Annotated in this window: 12 protein-coding genes; 5 read left to right on the forward strand and 7 right to left on the reverse strand. The window is 68.3% G+C overall.

Going from position 1 to position 14,192, the window contains the following annotated elements; genetic code table 11:
• Positions 1-4 precede the first annotated feature (4 nt).
• The 3 genes from pyrH to rpsB form a co-directional block, all read right to left on the reverse strand.
• Complete coding sequence (gene pyrH / locus BM214_RS08415) at positions 5-733, reverse strand: UMP kinase (RefSeq protein WP_090485613.1); 729 nt, start codon at positions 731-733, stop codon at positions 5-7.
• Positions 734-827: 94 nt separating this feature from the next.
• The gene (gene tsf, locus BM214_RS08420; protein ID WP_090485616.1) at positions 828-1,706 is read right to left on the reverse strand and encodes a translation elongation factor Ts; all 879 of its coding nucleotides are present in this window, start codon (positions 1,704-1,706) and stop codon (positions 828-830) included.
• Positions 1,707-1,787: 81 nt separating this feature from the next.
• Positions 1,788-2,564 (reverse strand): 30S ribosomal protein S2, encoded by a 777-nt coding sequence (gene rpsB / locus BM214_RS08425; protein WP_090485619.1) that lies wholly within the window; start codon positions 2,562-2,564, stop codon positions 1,788-1,790.
• 249 nt (positions 2,565-2,813) lie between these two features.
• On the opposite strand from rpsB, the gene map reads away from it, so the two are divergent.
• The 4 genes from map to dapD all read left to right on the forward strand — a co-directional run bounded on the left by map (position 2,814) and on the right by dapD (position 8,422).
• Complete coding sequence (gene map, locus BM214_RS08430) at positions 2,814-3,584, forward strand: type I methionyl aminopeptidase (RefSeq protein WP_090485623.1); 771 nt, start codon at positions 2,814-2,816, stop codon at positions 3,582-3,584.
• A gap of 4 nt (positions 3,585-3,588) precedes the next feature.
• On the forward strand, positions 3,589-6,282 hold the full coding sequence (gene glnD / locus BM214_RS08435) for a [protein-PII] uridylyltransferase (protein ID WP_090485626.1): 2,694 nt from the start codon (positions 3,589-3,591) through the stop codon (positions 6,280-6,282).
• Positions 6,283-6,361: 79 nt separating this feature from the next.
• Complete coding sequence (gene dapC, locus BM214_RS08440) at positions 6,362-7,564, forward strand: succinyldiaminopimelate transaminase (RefSeq protein WP_090485770.1); 1,203 nt, start codon at positions 6,362-6,364, stop codon at positions 7,562-7,564.
• Between the two features lie 36 nt (positions 7,565-7,600).
• Positions 7,601-8,422: a 2,3,4,5-tetrahydropyridine-2,6-dicarboxylate N-succinyltransferase gene (gene dapD, locus BM214_RS08445; protein WP_090485629.1), complete on the forward strand. Its 822-nt coding sequence runs from the start codon at positions 7,601-7,603 to the stop codon at positions 8,420-8,422.
• Between the two features lie 51 nt (positions 8,423-8,473).
• Here dapD and BM214_RS12510 read toward each other — a convergent pair whose 3' ends face one another.
• The 4 genes from BM214_RS12510 to cysM form a co-directional block, all read right to left on the reverse strand.
• On the reverse strand, positions 8,474-8,629 hold the full coding sequence (locus BM214_RS12510) for a hypothetical protein (protein WP_177217629.1): 156 nt from the start codon (positions 8,627-8,629) through the stop codon (positions 8,474-8,476).
• A 281-nt stretch (positions 8,630-8,910) separates the two neighbouring features.
• Complete coding sequence (gene rlmD / locus BM214_RS08450) at positions 8,911-10,245, reverse strand: 23S rRNA (uracil(1939)-C(5))-methyltransferase RlmD (RefSeq protein WP_090485632.1); 1,335 nt, start codon at positions 10,243-10,245, stop codon at positions 8,911-8,913.
• Positions 10,246-10,303: 58 nt separating this feature from the next.
• Positions 10,304-11,107 (reverse strand): 3'-5' exonuclease, encoded by an 804-nt coding sequence (locus tag BM214_RS08455; protein ID WP_238618849.1) that lies wholly within the window; start codon positions 11,105-11,107, stop codon positions 10,304-10,306.
• Positions 11,104-11,994, reverse strand: coding sequence for a cysteine synthase CysM (gene cysM / locus BM214_RS08460; RefSeq protein WP_090485780.1), 891 nt, complete (start codon positions 11,992-11,994; stop codon positions 11,104-11,106). Before cysM ends, BM214_RS08455 begins: the two co-directional genes overlap by 4 nt.
• Before the next feature lie 221 nt (positions 11,995-12,215).
• Here cysM and BM214_RS08465 point away from each other — a divergent pair, with 221 nt between their 5' ends.
• Positions 12,216-14,156 carry a TonB-dependent receptor plug domain-containing protein gene (locus BM214_RS08465; RefSeq protein ID WP_177217630.1) on the forward strand — a complete coding sequence of 647 codons (1,941 nt, stop codon included), beginning with the start codon at positions 12,216-12,218 and terminating at the stop codon, positions 14,154-14,156.
• Positions 14,157-14,192: the final 36 nt, after the last annotated feature.

The raw sequence follows: 14,192 nt of genomic DNA on the forward strand, positions 1-14,192 counted from the left end.
GGCACTAACCTCTCTCGACCAGGGTCCCCACGCGCTCTCCCATGACCAGGCGCTGGAGTTCCCCTTCCTTGTAGATATTGATGACCCGAAGGGGCATGTCGTTGTCCCGGCACATGACGATGGCGGTGGCGTCCATCACCCCGAGGCGGTGATTCAGGACCGCATCGTAGGTGAGCCGCTCGTAGCGCCGCGCGTCGGGATTCGATACCGGATCGGCATCGTAGACGCCATCCACCTTCGTGGCCTTGATCATGACGTCCGCGTTCATCTCGATGGCCCGCAGACTGGCGGCGGTATCGGTGGTGAAGAAGGGATTGCCGGTGCCCGCGGCAAAGACCACGATCCGCCCCTTTTCCAGGTGGCGCACGGCGCGTCGGCGGATGTAGTCCTCGCACACCTGGTTGATCTTCAGGGCGGACATGACGCGGCAGAACTTGCCCACCCGCTCCAGGGCGTCCTGCATGGCCAGGCCGTTCATCACCGTGGCCAGCATCCCCATATGGTCCGCGGTCACCCGGTCCATACCCGCCTGGGCCATACCCGCGCCGCGGAAGATGTTGCCGCCGCCGATGACGATGGCCACCTCCACCCCCAACCGGCTCAACTCCGCCACCTCCCGGGCCACCCGGCCCAGCACCTGGGGACAGATGCCGTACTCCTGGTCCCCCATGAGGGCCTCACCACTCAGCTTCAGCAGGATGCGCTTGAAGGCGGGCCGGTTGTCGTCTGTCATGGGGTAACCTGGATGACTGGTGATTCGGGACCGGGGCCCGAGGGGCCCCGGGGTGTATTGCTCGGGGGCGTCGCCCCCGGGAGGGTCCCGAGACTCAGGAACCCTTGGCCTGGGCCATCACCTCTTCGGCGAAGTTCTCGGTCTTCTTCTCGATGCCCTCGCCCACCTCGTAGCGGACGAAGCGGCGCACGCGGGCACCGGCCTGTTCAAGGAGCTTGCCCACGGCCTGGTCCGGGTCCTTGACGAAGGGCTGGCCCACCAGGGTGATCTCGCTCAGGTACTTCTTGATGCGGCCGCTGATCATCTTCTCGATGATCTCGGCGGGCTTGCCGCTCTCCTCCGCCTGGGAGCGGAAGATGGCCTTCTCCTTCTCCAGCAGCTCCTGGGGCACCTGGGTCTCGTCCACGCACACCGGATGGCTGGCGGCGATGTGCATGGCCAGGTCGCGGGCCAGGGATTCGTCGCCCCCTTCCAGCTCCACCACCACGCCGATGCGGGCACCGTGCAGATAGTGGCCGAGGACACTGTCGGCACCGCCCACCAGCTCGAAACGGCGCACCTGGACATTCTCACCGATCTTGGCCACCAGCGCGGCCCGGGTCTCCTCCAGGCTGCCCTCCTCGCCGGCCAGGGCCATGAGGGCGTCCACGTCCGCCGGCTCATGGGCCAGCACCTGGTCCGCCACCTGCTGGCTGAAGGCCTGGAAGTTTTCATCCTTGGCCACGAAGTCGGTCTCGCAGTTCACCTCGACGATGGCGGCGCGGTGGCCGTCCCCGGAGGCGGACACCACGATGCGACCCTCGGCGGCCACCCGGTCCGCCTTCTTCACCGCCTTGGCGGCGCCGGACTTGCGCATCTGCTCGATGGCGGCGTCCATATCCCCGCCGGCGGCGGTGAGGGCCTTCTTGCATTCCATCATGCCTGCGCCGGTGATCTCGCGCAGTTCTTTGACCATGGATGCGGAAATCTGCATTGGAAAATCACTCCTGAATGTTCGGTTTCCCCGCCGCGCCCGGATGCCCCGGCGCGGCGGGGGATTCGGCTGGGCCGCGCCTTAGGACTGGGCGGCGGGGGCAGCGGCCTCACCGGCGGGTGCCGGGGCCGCGCCCTCCTCCACCTCCACGAACTCGTCGGCCGAGCCGGCGCGGGCCACGTTACGGCCCTCGTTGATGGCGTCGGCGGCGGCCGTCAGGTACAGCTGGATGGCGCGCATGGCATCGTCGTTGCCGGGGATGACGTAATCCACGCCGTCCGGGGAATTGTTGCTGTCCACCACGGCCACCACCGGGATACCCAGCTTGCGCGCCTCGCTGATGGCGATGCGCTCATGGCCCACGTCGATCACGAACATCACGTCCGGCAGGCCGGGCATGTCCTTGATACCCCCGAGGCTGCGCTCCAGCTTCTCCATCTCGCGCACCCGCATCATGGCCTCCTTCTTGGCCAGGCGGTTGAGGGTGCCGTCCTCCTGCATGGCCTCCAGGTCCTTGAGGCGGCGGATGGACTGGCGCACCGTCTTGAAGTTGGTGAGCATGCCCCCCAGCCAGCGCTGGTTCACGTAGGGCATCTTGCAGCGCTTGGCGTGCTCCACCACCTGGTCCCGGGCGGAACGCTTGGTACCCACGAACAGGATGCTACCGCCATTGGCGGCCATCTTGCCCAGGTAGTTCATCGCATCGTTGAAGCAGGGGAGCGTCTTCTCGAGGTTGATGATGTGGATCTTGTTGCGGTGGCCGAAGATGTAGGGTTCCATCTTCGGGTTCCAGTACCGGGTCTGGTGGCCGAAATGGACACCGGCCTCGAGCATCTGACGCATGGTCACGTTGGCCATGAGGATTCTCCTGTTGTGTAGGGTTGAGCCTCCATGCGCCCCGCACAGCAACCCGCTGGGGGCACCCAGCTGTACGTGTCGGCGCATGTGTGGATTCTTGGATCAAGCGTGGGCACTCCGGTCCTGCGATTTGCATGGAGCGCGGGCGCTTTATACCATAAACGGTCTTTCACAACAAATGCATAGCGCGGCGCGCCGGGCCCGTACACCCACCCTGCCGGCGCCTCACCGAAGGATCCCACCCCGACGATGTCCGTAACCATCAAGACCCCCGAAGAGATCGAGAAGATGCGCGTGGCCGGCCGCATGGCCGCCGAAGTCCTGGAGATGATCGAGCCCCACGTGCGCGTGGGGGTCACCACGGATGAACTGGACCGCCTCTGCCACGATCACATCGTGAACGTGCAGAAGGCCACCCCCGCCCCCCTAAACTACCGCGGCTTCCCGCGATCCATCTGCACCTCCCTCAACCATCAGGTGTGCCATGGCATCCCCGGGGAACGGCAGCTCAAGGACGGGGACATCCTCAATATCGACATCACCGTGATCCACGAGGGCTATCATGGCGACACCAGCCGCATGTTCATGGTGGGCAAGCCTTCGGTGAAGGCGCGCCGCGTGGTGGAGGTGGCCCACGAGGCCCTGTGGCGCGGCATCCGCGAGGTGGCCCCCGGGGTGCGCCTGGGGGACATCGGCCACGCCATCCAGACCTACGTGGAGGCCCAGCGCTGCAGCGTGGTACGCGAATACTGTGGCCACGGCATCGGCCGCAAGTTCCACGAGGACCCGCAGGTGCTGCACTTCGGCAAGCCCGGGGAGGGCCTGGAACTGCGCCCGGGGATGACCTTCACCATCGAGCCCATGGTCAACCTGGGCAAGCGCCATACCAAGGTGCTGGCGGATGGCTGGACCGTGGTGACCAAGGACCACAGCCTGTCGGCCCAGTGGGAACACACCCTGGTGGTGACCGAGGACGGCTACGAGATCCTCACCCTGCGGTGCGACGAGCGCCCCGGCTGATGCCATGCCCCACTTGATCCCCCTCCCCCGGGTGCTGGCGCAGCGCCTGGACTGGCCCGCGCGGGAGGCGGCCCTCAAGGCCACGCCCACGCCGGACCGCCATGCCTTCATCCAGGTCCTGGAACGGGTGCAAGCGGCCCTGCGCTCCGCCTTCGAGGCCGGCTGCCCGGTGGAGGACCTGGTGCGGGGGCGGGCCGCCGTCGTGGACCGCCTGCTGGTGGAGGCCTGGTCGACCCTGGGTCTGGGCGCTCAGCCGGAACTGGGCCTGGCCGCCGTGGGCGGTTACGGCCGCGGCGAGTTGCACCCGGGTTCGGACATCGACATCCTCATCCTCTACCGCGACGGCGACCTGCCCGCCGCCACCGAGGAGGCCCTGGTGGACCTGCTCACCTTCCTCTGGGACATCGGCCTGGAGGTGGGCCACAGCGTGCGCAGCCTGGAGGACTGCACCCGCGAGGCCGAGCGGGACATCACCGTGGCCACCAACCTCCTGGAATACCGCCCCCTGGCCGGGCCCGATGCCCTGTTCGCCGATCTCGGGGCGCATATCGCGCCGGAACGCATGTGGAACAGCCGGGCCTTCTTCGCCGCCAAGCTGGAGGAACAGCAGGCCCGGCACATCCGTTTCGGGGAGACCGCCTACCGCCTGGAGCCCAACCTCAAGGAGAGCCCCGGCGGACTGCGGGACATCCAGATGATCGCCTGGGTCACCCGCCGCCACTTCGGCTCCGGTGACCTGGAGGAACTGGTGGACCACGGCTTCCTCACCGAGAACGAGTGCCGCGACCTGATGGAAGGGCGCGACTTCCTGTGGCGCGTGCGTTTCGCCCTGCACCTGCTGGCCGGACGCAAGGAGGACCGGCTGCTGTTCGACCACCAGCGCCGCCTCGCCCATCTGCTGGGCTTTTGCGACGCGGACCACAACCTGGCGGTGGAGCAGTTCATGCAGGTCTACTTCCGCACGGTTATGGGGCTGGAGCGGCTCAACGAGATGCTGCTGCAGCACTTTCGCGAGGCCATCCTGCTGGAGGACGACGGCGACGAGGTAATCCCCATCAACCGCCGCTTCCAGGCGCGGCGGGGGTTTCTGGAGATCACCCACCCCGGGGTCTTCCGCCAGTATCCACCCGCCCTGCTGGAGGCCTTCCTGCTGCTGCAGCAACACCCCGACCTGCAGGGGATCCGCGCCTCCACCATCCGCGAGATCCGCGCCCAACGCCATCTCATCGACGACCGTTTCCGTAACGACCTGGCCTGCCGCACCCTGTTCATGGAGATCCTGCGCCAGCCCCGGGGGGTCACCCATCAGCTGCGGCGCATGAACCGCTATGGCGTGCTCGCCGCCTACATCCCGGCCTTTGGCCTGATCGTGGGGCGCATGCAGTATGACCTGTTCCATGTCTACACCGTGGACGAGCACACCCTGGTGGTGATCCGCAACCTGCGGCGCATGGCCGATCCCGAGCACGCGGACGAACTGCCCGAGTGCTCGCGCATCTTCCGCCGCATCCCCAAGCCGGAGCTGCTCTACCTGGCGGGGCTGTTCCACGACATCGCCAAGGGGCGCGGCGGCGACCACTCCGAGCTGGGGGCCGAGGAAGCCCGCGCCTTCTGCCTGCACCACGGCCTGCCCCCCTTCGACGCCAATCTGGTGGCCTGGCTGGTGCGTTCCCACCTGCTGCTCTCCCTCACGGCCCAGCGTCGGGACACCTCCGACCCGGAGGTGGTCATGGAATTCGCCGCCCGGGTGGGCAACCTCATGCGCCTGAACTACCTCTACCTGCTCACCGTGGCGGACATCCGCGGCACCAACCCCCAGCTGTGGAACTCCTGGAAGAACTCCCTGCTGGAGAGCCTCTACACCGCCACCCGGCGCATGCTGCGCCGCGGCCTGGACAACCCCCCGGACCAGGAGGAGATGGTAGCGGAGGCGCAGAACCAGGCCCTGGGGATGCTGAAGGAACGGGGTCTGGACAAGGCCACGGTGCTTGCCGTCTGGAACGATTTCGACAGCGACTACTTCCTGCGCCACTCGGCGGACGAGATCGCCTGGCACACCCGCGCCATCCTGGAGGCGGACGAGGAGGACCTGCCCGTGGTGCAGGTGCGCCAGGAGACGGCCCGGGGCAGCACGGAGATCTTCCTCTACACCGAGGACCATCCCCACCTGTTCGCCCTCACCGCCACCGCCCTCACCCAGCTGGGGCTGGACATCGTGGATGCGCGCATCATCACCACCGCCAGCGGCCGCACCCTGGACACCTTCCTGGTGCTGGAGGACAGCGGCCAGCCCATCACCCAGGACTACCGCGTGCAGGAGATCGGCCGTCTGCTCAAGGAACGCCTGAAGGAACCCGACCGGCGTCCCGGCGCGGTGCGCCGCAACACCCCGCGGCGGCTCAAGCACTTCGACGTGCCCACGGAGGTGAGCTTCGCTCCCCGACCCCACCACCAGCGCACGGTGCTCGCGGTCACCACCGCGGACCGCCCCGGGCTGCTCTCCCGCATCGGCATCATCCTCACCGACTGCCGCGTGAAGGTGCACAACGCCAAGATCGCCACCGCCGGGGAACAGGCCGACGACATCTTCTATATCACCCACCTGGACGACACCCCCATCCAGGACCCGCAGGACCAGGCAAGGATCGCCGCGCGCCTGCGGGAGGCCCTGGATCCCCCCGGCGGCGAAGGGGCATGAATCCGGGCCCGCCCTTCCCCGGCGGCCCTGGCCCTGGCGTATACTCTCGGGCCTTTTGCACGGTCGCATCCCCATGATCCTGAACCCCGACCTGGACCGCCTCCAGCCCTACCCCTTCCAGCGCCTGGCCGCCCTCAAGGCCGGGATCACCCCGCCGGCGGAGCTGGAGCATATCCCCCTGTCCATCGGCGAGCCCCGTCATCCGGCCCCGCAGGTGGCGGTGCAGGCCCTGCAGGGGGCCCTGGACGGGCTCTCCCGCTATCCCGTCACCCGGGGCGAGGAGGCCCTGCGGGAGGCCATCGCCGCCTGGGCCACCCGGCGCTTTCACCTGCCCCAGACGGCCCTGGACCCAGGGCGCCACGTGCTGCCGGTGAACGGCACCCGGGAGGCCCTCTTTGCCCTGGCCCAGTGCGTGGTGGACCGCAACCGGCCGGATCCCCGGGTGCTCATGCCCAATCCCTTCTATCAGATCTATGAGGGGGCCGCGCTGCTGGCGGGGGCCCGCCCCGCCTTCATGGACCTGACGGCGGACAACGGCTTTTTGCCCGACCCCGACGCGGTGGATCCAGAGCTCTGGGACCGCTGCCAGCTGCTGTACCTGTGCAACCCGGGCAATCCCAGCGGGGCCGTGATGGACGAGGCGGCCCTGGTGCGCCTGTTGGAGCGGGCCCACCGGCATGACTTTGTCATCGCCGCCGACGAGTGCTATTCGGAGATCCACCCCCGGGACGGGACCCCGCCCCCGGGGATGCTGGGGGCGGCCCTCCGGGCCGGGTACGATGGTTTTGAGCGGGTACTGGTCTTCCACAGCCTGTCCAAGCGCTCCAACCTGCCCGGTCTGCGCTCGGGCTTCGTGGCCGGGGATGCCCGCCTGGTGGAGGCCTTTCACCGCTACCGCACCTACCACGGCTGCGCCATGGCGCCCCCGGCCCAGGCCGCCAGCATCGCCGCCTGGCGGGACGAGGCCCACGTGGTGGAGAATCAGGCCCTGTACGACCGCAAGTTCCGGGCGGTGCTGGAGATCCTGGACGGGGTGCTGGAGCTGCAGCGCCCCGCCGCCGGTTTCTACCTCTGGGCCCCCGTGCCCGGGGACGATACCGATTTCGCACGGGACCTGTTCGCCCGCGAGCATGTCACCGTGTTGCCCGGCAGCTACCTCTCCCGCGAGACCCCTGGCGGCAACCCCGGGCGCGGCCGGGTGCGCATGGCCCTGGTGGCCCCCCTGGAGGACTGCGTCGAGGCGGCGCAGCGCATGCGGCGTTTCCTGCAGGCCGGGGCCTGACCCGAATCCCTTTCACCCTCCCTGGAGAAACACACCATGAGCGATATCCAGACCCTGATCGAAGACGCCTTCGAGCACCGCAGCGAGATCACCCCCCGCGACGCCGACCCCAGGCTGCGGGACGCCGTCCACGAGGCCATCGACATGCTGGACCGGGGCACCGCCCGGGTGGCGGAGAAGCGGGACGGCCAGTGGGTGGTCAATGAATGGCTGAAGAAGGCGGTGCTGCTCTCCTTCCGACTCAATGACAACCAGTGCATCAAGGGCGGCTTCACCAACTACTACGACAAGGTGGAGGCCAAGTGGGCCGACGTGAACTCCCGCGAGCTGCGCGAAGGCGGTGTGCGCGTGGTGCCCCCGGCCACCGCCCGCAAGGGGTCCTACATCGCCCCCGGGGTGGTGCTCATGCCCTCCTACGTGAACATCGGCGCCTACGTGGACGCCGGCACCATGGTGGACACCTGGGCCACGGTGGGTTCCTGCGCCCAGATCGGCAAGAACGTACACCTCTCCGGCGGCGTGGGCATCGGCGGTGTGCTGGAGCCCCTGCAGGCGGCCCCCACCATCATCGAGGACAACTGCTTCATCGGCGCCCGCTCCGAGGTGGTGGAGGGGGTGATCGTGGAGGAGGGCTCGGTGATCTCCATGGGGGTCTACCTGGGCCAGAGCACCCGCATCTACGACCGCGAGCGGGACGAGATCCTCTACGGCCGCATCCCCGCCGGCTCGGTGGTGGTCTCCGGCAACTTGCCCTCCAAGGACGGCAAGTACAGCCTCTACTGCGCCGTCATCGTGAAGAAGGTGGACGAGAAGACCCGCTCCAAGGTGGGCATCAACGAGCTGCTGCGGGACCTGTAGGCCGTGGTCGACCCCGGCGCCCCAGCAGGGCGCCGGGAAGGGTGCCCCGGATCAATCCCGGTGCCCCTGACCGCGGTCGGAGGGAGGGCGGCGGCGCCGTTCCCGCAGGGCGCGGCGCACGGCCACGATCTGCCAGGCACAGAACCCCAAAAGGACACCGGCGGTGAGCAGGCCCTTGCCCAGGACCAGGGTGGTGGTGTCGATCATGGCGGGGACCTCCGTCCAAGGGTGAAGGGGGACTTCGGGATGGCCGAAGCCGGGAGCAAAGCCGATCCCGGGCGCTCGGCGGGGTCTCGTTCCGTTCCGTGCCCCAGGGGACGGGGCCGTTCTTTCGTGCGGCGTGGGGTTTTGCAGCGGGTGTCGACCGCAGGGATGCGGTCGTCAAGCCTCCAGGGAGGGATTCACGGCGTCCCGCTGCAGAAGCCCCCGTCGCACAACCGCACCCCAGGCCACCGCGGGAGCCCGGACTGTGATCCCTGACCCCGCCTTCAATCCCGGGTGAAGACCGCCATGGACTCCACATGGGCGGTATGGGGGAACATATCCATCACCCCGGCGGCCTCCAGATGGTAGCCGTGACGGTGCACCAGTTCCCCCGCATCCCGGGCCAGGGTGGCCGGGTTGCAGGAGACGTAGACCATGCGCTGTGGACCCAACCGGGCCAGCGGCGCCAGCATCTCCCGCGCCCCGGAACGCGGCGGATCCAGCAGCACCCGGTCCACCGGACCCTGCAGCCAGGGCGCATCGCTCACATCGGCCGCCAGGTCGGCGGCAAAATAGCGGGTGTTGCCGATACCGTTTCGGACCGCATTGGCCCGCGCCCGTTCCACCATGGCGGCATCCCCCTCCACGCCGGTGACCCGGGCCGCGCGCCGGGCCAGGGGCAGGGTGAAGTTACCCAGGCCGCAGAATAGGTCCAGCACCTGATGATCCGCCTCCACCTGCAGCAACTCCAGGGCCTGGGGCACCATCTTGCGGTTCACGTCCCGGTTCACCTGGATAAAATCCACCGGCGAGAAGGGGATCTCCAGACCTTCATCCGGATGGGCGAAGCACAGCTCGGCAGGCTCCAGGGGCCACAGGGGATGGATGCTCTGGGGACCCTTGGGCTGCAGCCAGACCTGCAGGCCCGTCTCCTCGGCGAAGGCCCGCAACCGCTCCCGGTCCGCCTCTCCCAGGGGATCCAGATGGCGGAACACCAGGGCCACCTGGTCGTCATCGGACACCCCCACCTCGATCTGGGGGATGCGGTCCCGGGCCCGCAGCCCCGTCAGCAGTTCACACAGCGCCAGGATGCGCTCCCCCACCGCCGGATGCAGCACGGGACAGGTCTCCAGCACCGCCAGGTAGGGGCTGCCCCGCTCGCGAAAGCCCACCAGCACGCCCCCCTTCTTGGGGACATGCTTCACCCCCAGCCGCGCCTTGCGCCGGTAGCCCCAGGCGGGCCCGGTGAGGGCCGGCAGCACCCTCCGGGGGGTCACCTCGCCGATGCGGGCCAGGTTGTCCATGAGCACCTGCCCCTTGGCCTGGATCTGGGCCCGGGGATCCATGTGCTGTAGCACACAACCGCCGCAGACCCCGAAATGGGGGCAACGGGGGTCCACCCGATCAGGCGAGGGCTCCAGCACGGCCTCCACCCGACCCTCGTCATAACGGCGCCGCCGGCGCAGGGGACGAAAGGTCACCACCTCCCCCGGCAGGACGCCGTCGATGAACACCGCCTTGCCCTCCACATGGGCCACGCCGCGGCCCTCATGGGTCAGGGAATCGATACGGGTGCGGATGGCCCCATCGGGGGACGGGGTCTGCGGGGAATCGGTCATGGAAAGGGTTTCGGTTGCCATGGGTTGCGGATGGTGCGGCGCCGGGGCGCGCCCCGGATCAATCCGTCTCGGGCGCGCCCTGCCAGGCGGCGAGAAAGTCCTGCAGATGCGCCCCTTCGGCCTGGGCCAGCATTTGCGCCAGACGCGCCTCCTCCCGGGCCAGGCCCTCGGGGCTCAGACGCCCGCGCAGGCGCTCGAAGCGCAGGAACACCAGGTAGGTGTTGAGCACATCCGTCTCGCAGTAATTGCGGATGCCCTGGATATCCCCGCCCTGCCAGGCGTCCCAGACACCGGCGCCGCTCATGCCCATCTTGCCCGGGAAGCCCAGCAGGGTGGCCACCTCATCCAGGGGGGCGTTGGCCCGCATCTGGTATCCCGCCAGGACATCCATGAGGTCCACGTGACGCCAATGGAAGCGGGAGAGGTAGTTGTTATAGCGAAAGGCCCGGTCCTCATCACCCACGTCCCAGTAACGCGGGGCGGACACCCCATGGACCAGGGCGCGGTAGTGCAGCACCGGCAGGTCGAAGCCGCCGCCGTTCCAGCTCACCAGCACGGGACTGTAGCGCTCGATGCCCTCGAAGAAACGCCCCACCAGTTCCGCCTCCCCGGACTCGGGCGTCCCCAGGGACCATACCTTGAGCTGGTCGCGGGTGGCCAGGACCACGGAGATGGCCACCACCCGGTGCAGGTGATGGGCCAGGAAGTCACTGCCGGTCTTCTGTATCCGCAGCTGCGACAGGGCCTTGGCCACCCCGGCGTCGTCCAGGTCCGCCATGCCGTGGATGCGCCGGCCGCCCTCGATGTCGGGGATGGTCTCGATATCGAAGACCATCACCGGTTCGCTCAGGGCCAGGCTCATGCCGGGAAGACACCGGTGGAGATGTAGCGGTCCCCACGGTCGCAGACGATGGCCACGATGACGGCATCGCTCAATTCCCGGGCCAGACGCAGGGCCACCGCCACGGCCCCGCCGGAGGACACCCCGGCGAAGATGCCCTCCCGCGCCGCCAGGGCGCGCATGGTCTCCTCCGCCTCGCCCTGGCTCACCTCCAGCACGGAGTCCACGCGCTGGGGTTCATAGATGCGCGGCAGGTAGGCCTGGGGCCAGCGGCGGATGCCGGGGATGCTGGACCCCTCCCCGGGCTGCACACCGACGATGCGCACCTGGGGATTGCGTTCCTTGAGGTAGCGGGACACCCCCATGATGGTGCCGGTGGTCCCCATGGCGCTGACGAAATGGGTCACGGCACCACCGGTGTCGCGCCAGATCTCCGGGCCCGTGGTGGCGTAGTGGGCACCCGGGTTGTCCGGGTTGGCGAACTGATCCAGCACCCGTCCCCGGCCCTCCCGTTCCATGGCCAGGGCCCGGTCCCGGGCACCCTCCATGCCCTCGTCCCGACCCACCAAAACCAGTTCGGCACCGAAGGCCTTCATGGAGGCACGGCGCTCGGCGCTCATGTTCTCGGGCATGATCAGCACCATGCGATAGCCGCGGATGGCCGCCGCCATGGCCAGGGCGATGCCGGTATTGCCGCTGGTGGCCTCGATGAGGGTGTCCCCGGGTCGGATCTCGCCCCGCGCCTCGGCCTGACGGATCATGTGCACCGCCGCCCGGTCCTTCACCGATCCCGCGGGGTTGTTCCCCTCCAGCTTTACGAGGAGGGTATTGCCGTTCCCCACGGGCAGGCGCACGAGGCGCACCAGCGGGGTATTGCCGACAAAATCTTCCAGGGTGGGATAGGCCATCTGCATCTGCCTCAGGGCCGGCGGGGATTCGGGAGCGGGGCTGCACCAGAGCGCGGCATTTTGATGTGTCATCTAGTATATAGACTCGGGACACACGTTTCGAACCTGGGCAAGGAGGCCGGAAACCGATCCGGCACACCCGGCCCACAGGAAACGCTCCGATGGCATAATGAGAACGGTGTCTCAAACTCCCCACCGGGAACGACATGGCCCTTGCCCGCATGATCCAACCCCTGTACCCCCGTGGCACCACCGCCCTCGCCGGCCTGCTGCTGGCGGGTGCCTGCCTCCACCCCGCCATGGCCCAGGAGGACTGGCCCACGGAGCAGGACTATTTCATGGACCTGCCCGTGGCCCTCACCGCCACGCGGCTGCAGCAGCCCCTGCAGGAGGCCCCCGCCTCGGTGACGGTCATCGACCGGGAATGGCTGGAACAGAGCGAGGCGCGCAACCTGGCCGACATCCTGCGTCAGGTCCCGGGTTTCATCGTGGGACGGGAAAACGGCAACCGGCCCATCGTCACCTACCACGCCCTGGCGGAGCAGTTCGTGCGCCAGGTGCAGGTGCTGGTGGACGGCCGTTCCATCTACAACCCCACCAGCGGCGGGGTGCAATGGCTGAGTCTTGCCCTGCCCCCGCAGGAGATCGAGCGCATCGAGGTGATCCGCGGCCCCAATGCCGCCGCCTATGGATCCAACTCCTTTCTCGCCATCATCAACATCATCACCCGACATCCGGGGGAGACCCGGGGGGAGCAGGTGGTCACCCGCCTGGGCAGCAACGGCATCCGGGACCTCTACCTGCGCCATGGCGGCACCACGCAGCAAAGTGCCTATCGCCTGTCGGTGTATCACCGGGAGGACGAGGGCTTCACCGGCAACCACGATCCCCGGGACAACACCGCCCTGCGCGGGCGCTTCGACTGGGACCTGGCCTCGGGGGTCACCCTCACCACGCAGTTAGGGCTCACCTATCTGGACAACGGCTTTGGTTCCGCCACCACCCCCGAGTATCCCGAGGGCGGATTCACCCAGGACTCCGGGCACCTGCACCTGACCCTGCAGGACAACCGCAATCCCGATGCCCTGCTCAAGGTGCAGTACTACCTCAATTTCCTCAATCTGCATGACGGTTACGCCCTGGATCCCTGCTGCCCAGTGGAGCGGGACGTCCATTCCCGCCGCCACGACCTGGAGGTGGAATCCCACCTCCAGCTCCGGGACGGCCTGCGCATGGTCTGGGGGGGCGGCGCCCGCCTGGACGCCTCCCGCAGCCAGGCCTACCTGGGCCATGACCGCTGGGTGCGGGACCATGTCTACCGCCTGTTCGCCAACCTGGAATGGTCCCCGGACCGGCGCTGGCTGGTCCATCTGGGCGGCATGTACGAGTCCAACGAGCTCAGCGGCAGCGATCTCATGCCCCGGCTGGCCCTGGTCTACATGCCCGATGCACAGCACAGCCTGCGCCTGGTGGCCAGCCGCGCCCTGCGCAGCCCCAGCCAGGTGGAGAAACGCTTCAACGAGCGCCTGGCCCCACCCCCCATGTCCGGCGTGGACCTGGAACCGGAGGAGATCCAGTCCTTCGAACTGGGCTATCACGGCCAGTGGCTCGGGGGGCGCCTGGTCAGCGATGTCAAGCTCTTCCGGGACCGCTTCAGCGACCTGATCCAGATCCCCTACGACGCCGCCTACTACCGCATCGGCACCGATGGCTACTTCCGCAACGCCGGCGACATGGACCTAAGCGGTGTCGAGGGCGCCCTGGACTATCGCCCCTGGGCAGACCTGCGCCTGCGCGGCGGGCTCTCCCTCCTGGACGCCAACCCCCAAGACCCCGAGGCCCGGCGCCAGGCCGACTCGGTACCGGGACACATCCTCCACCTGGGGATGCGCTACCACCTGCCCGGTCCCTGGCGGCTGTCGGCGGAGTATTACCACTATGGAAACATCCGCTGGGTGGACGATTCCCGCGGCCCCGCCACCGATGCCGGGGACGGATTCCTGGACCTGCACCTGCGCCGCCGCCTGGGCCCCGAAACCCACCTGGCCTTGTCCCTCACCGACGTACTGGCCTCGGGATACGACACCCGCACCCCGGCCTCCCTGCCCCCGGCCAACCGCCGGGGAACCGAAGGCTATGTCAGCCTGTCCATGGAATTCTGATCCCGCCATGCCCGCAGCGGCTCACCTCCCAACCCC

Source organism: Ectothiorhodospira mobilis, assembly GCF_900114895.1.
Classification (GTDB): Bacteria; Pseudomonadota; Gammaproteobacteria; order Ectothiorhodospirales; family Ectothiorhodospiraceae; genus Ectothiorhodospira; species Ectothiorhodospira mobilis_A.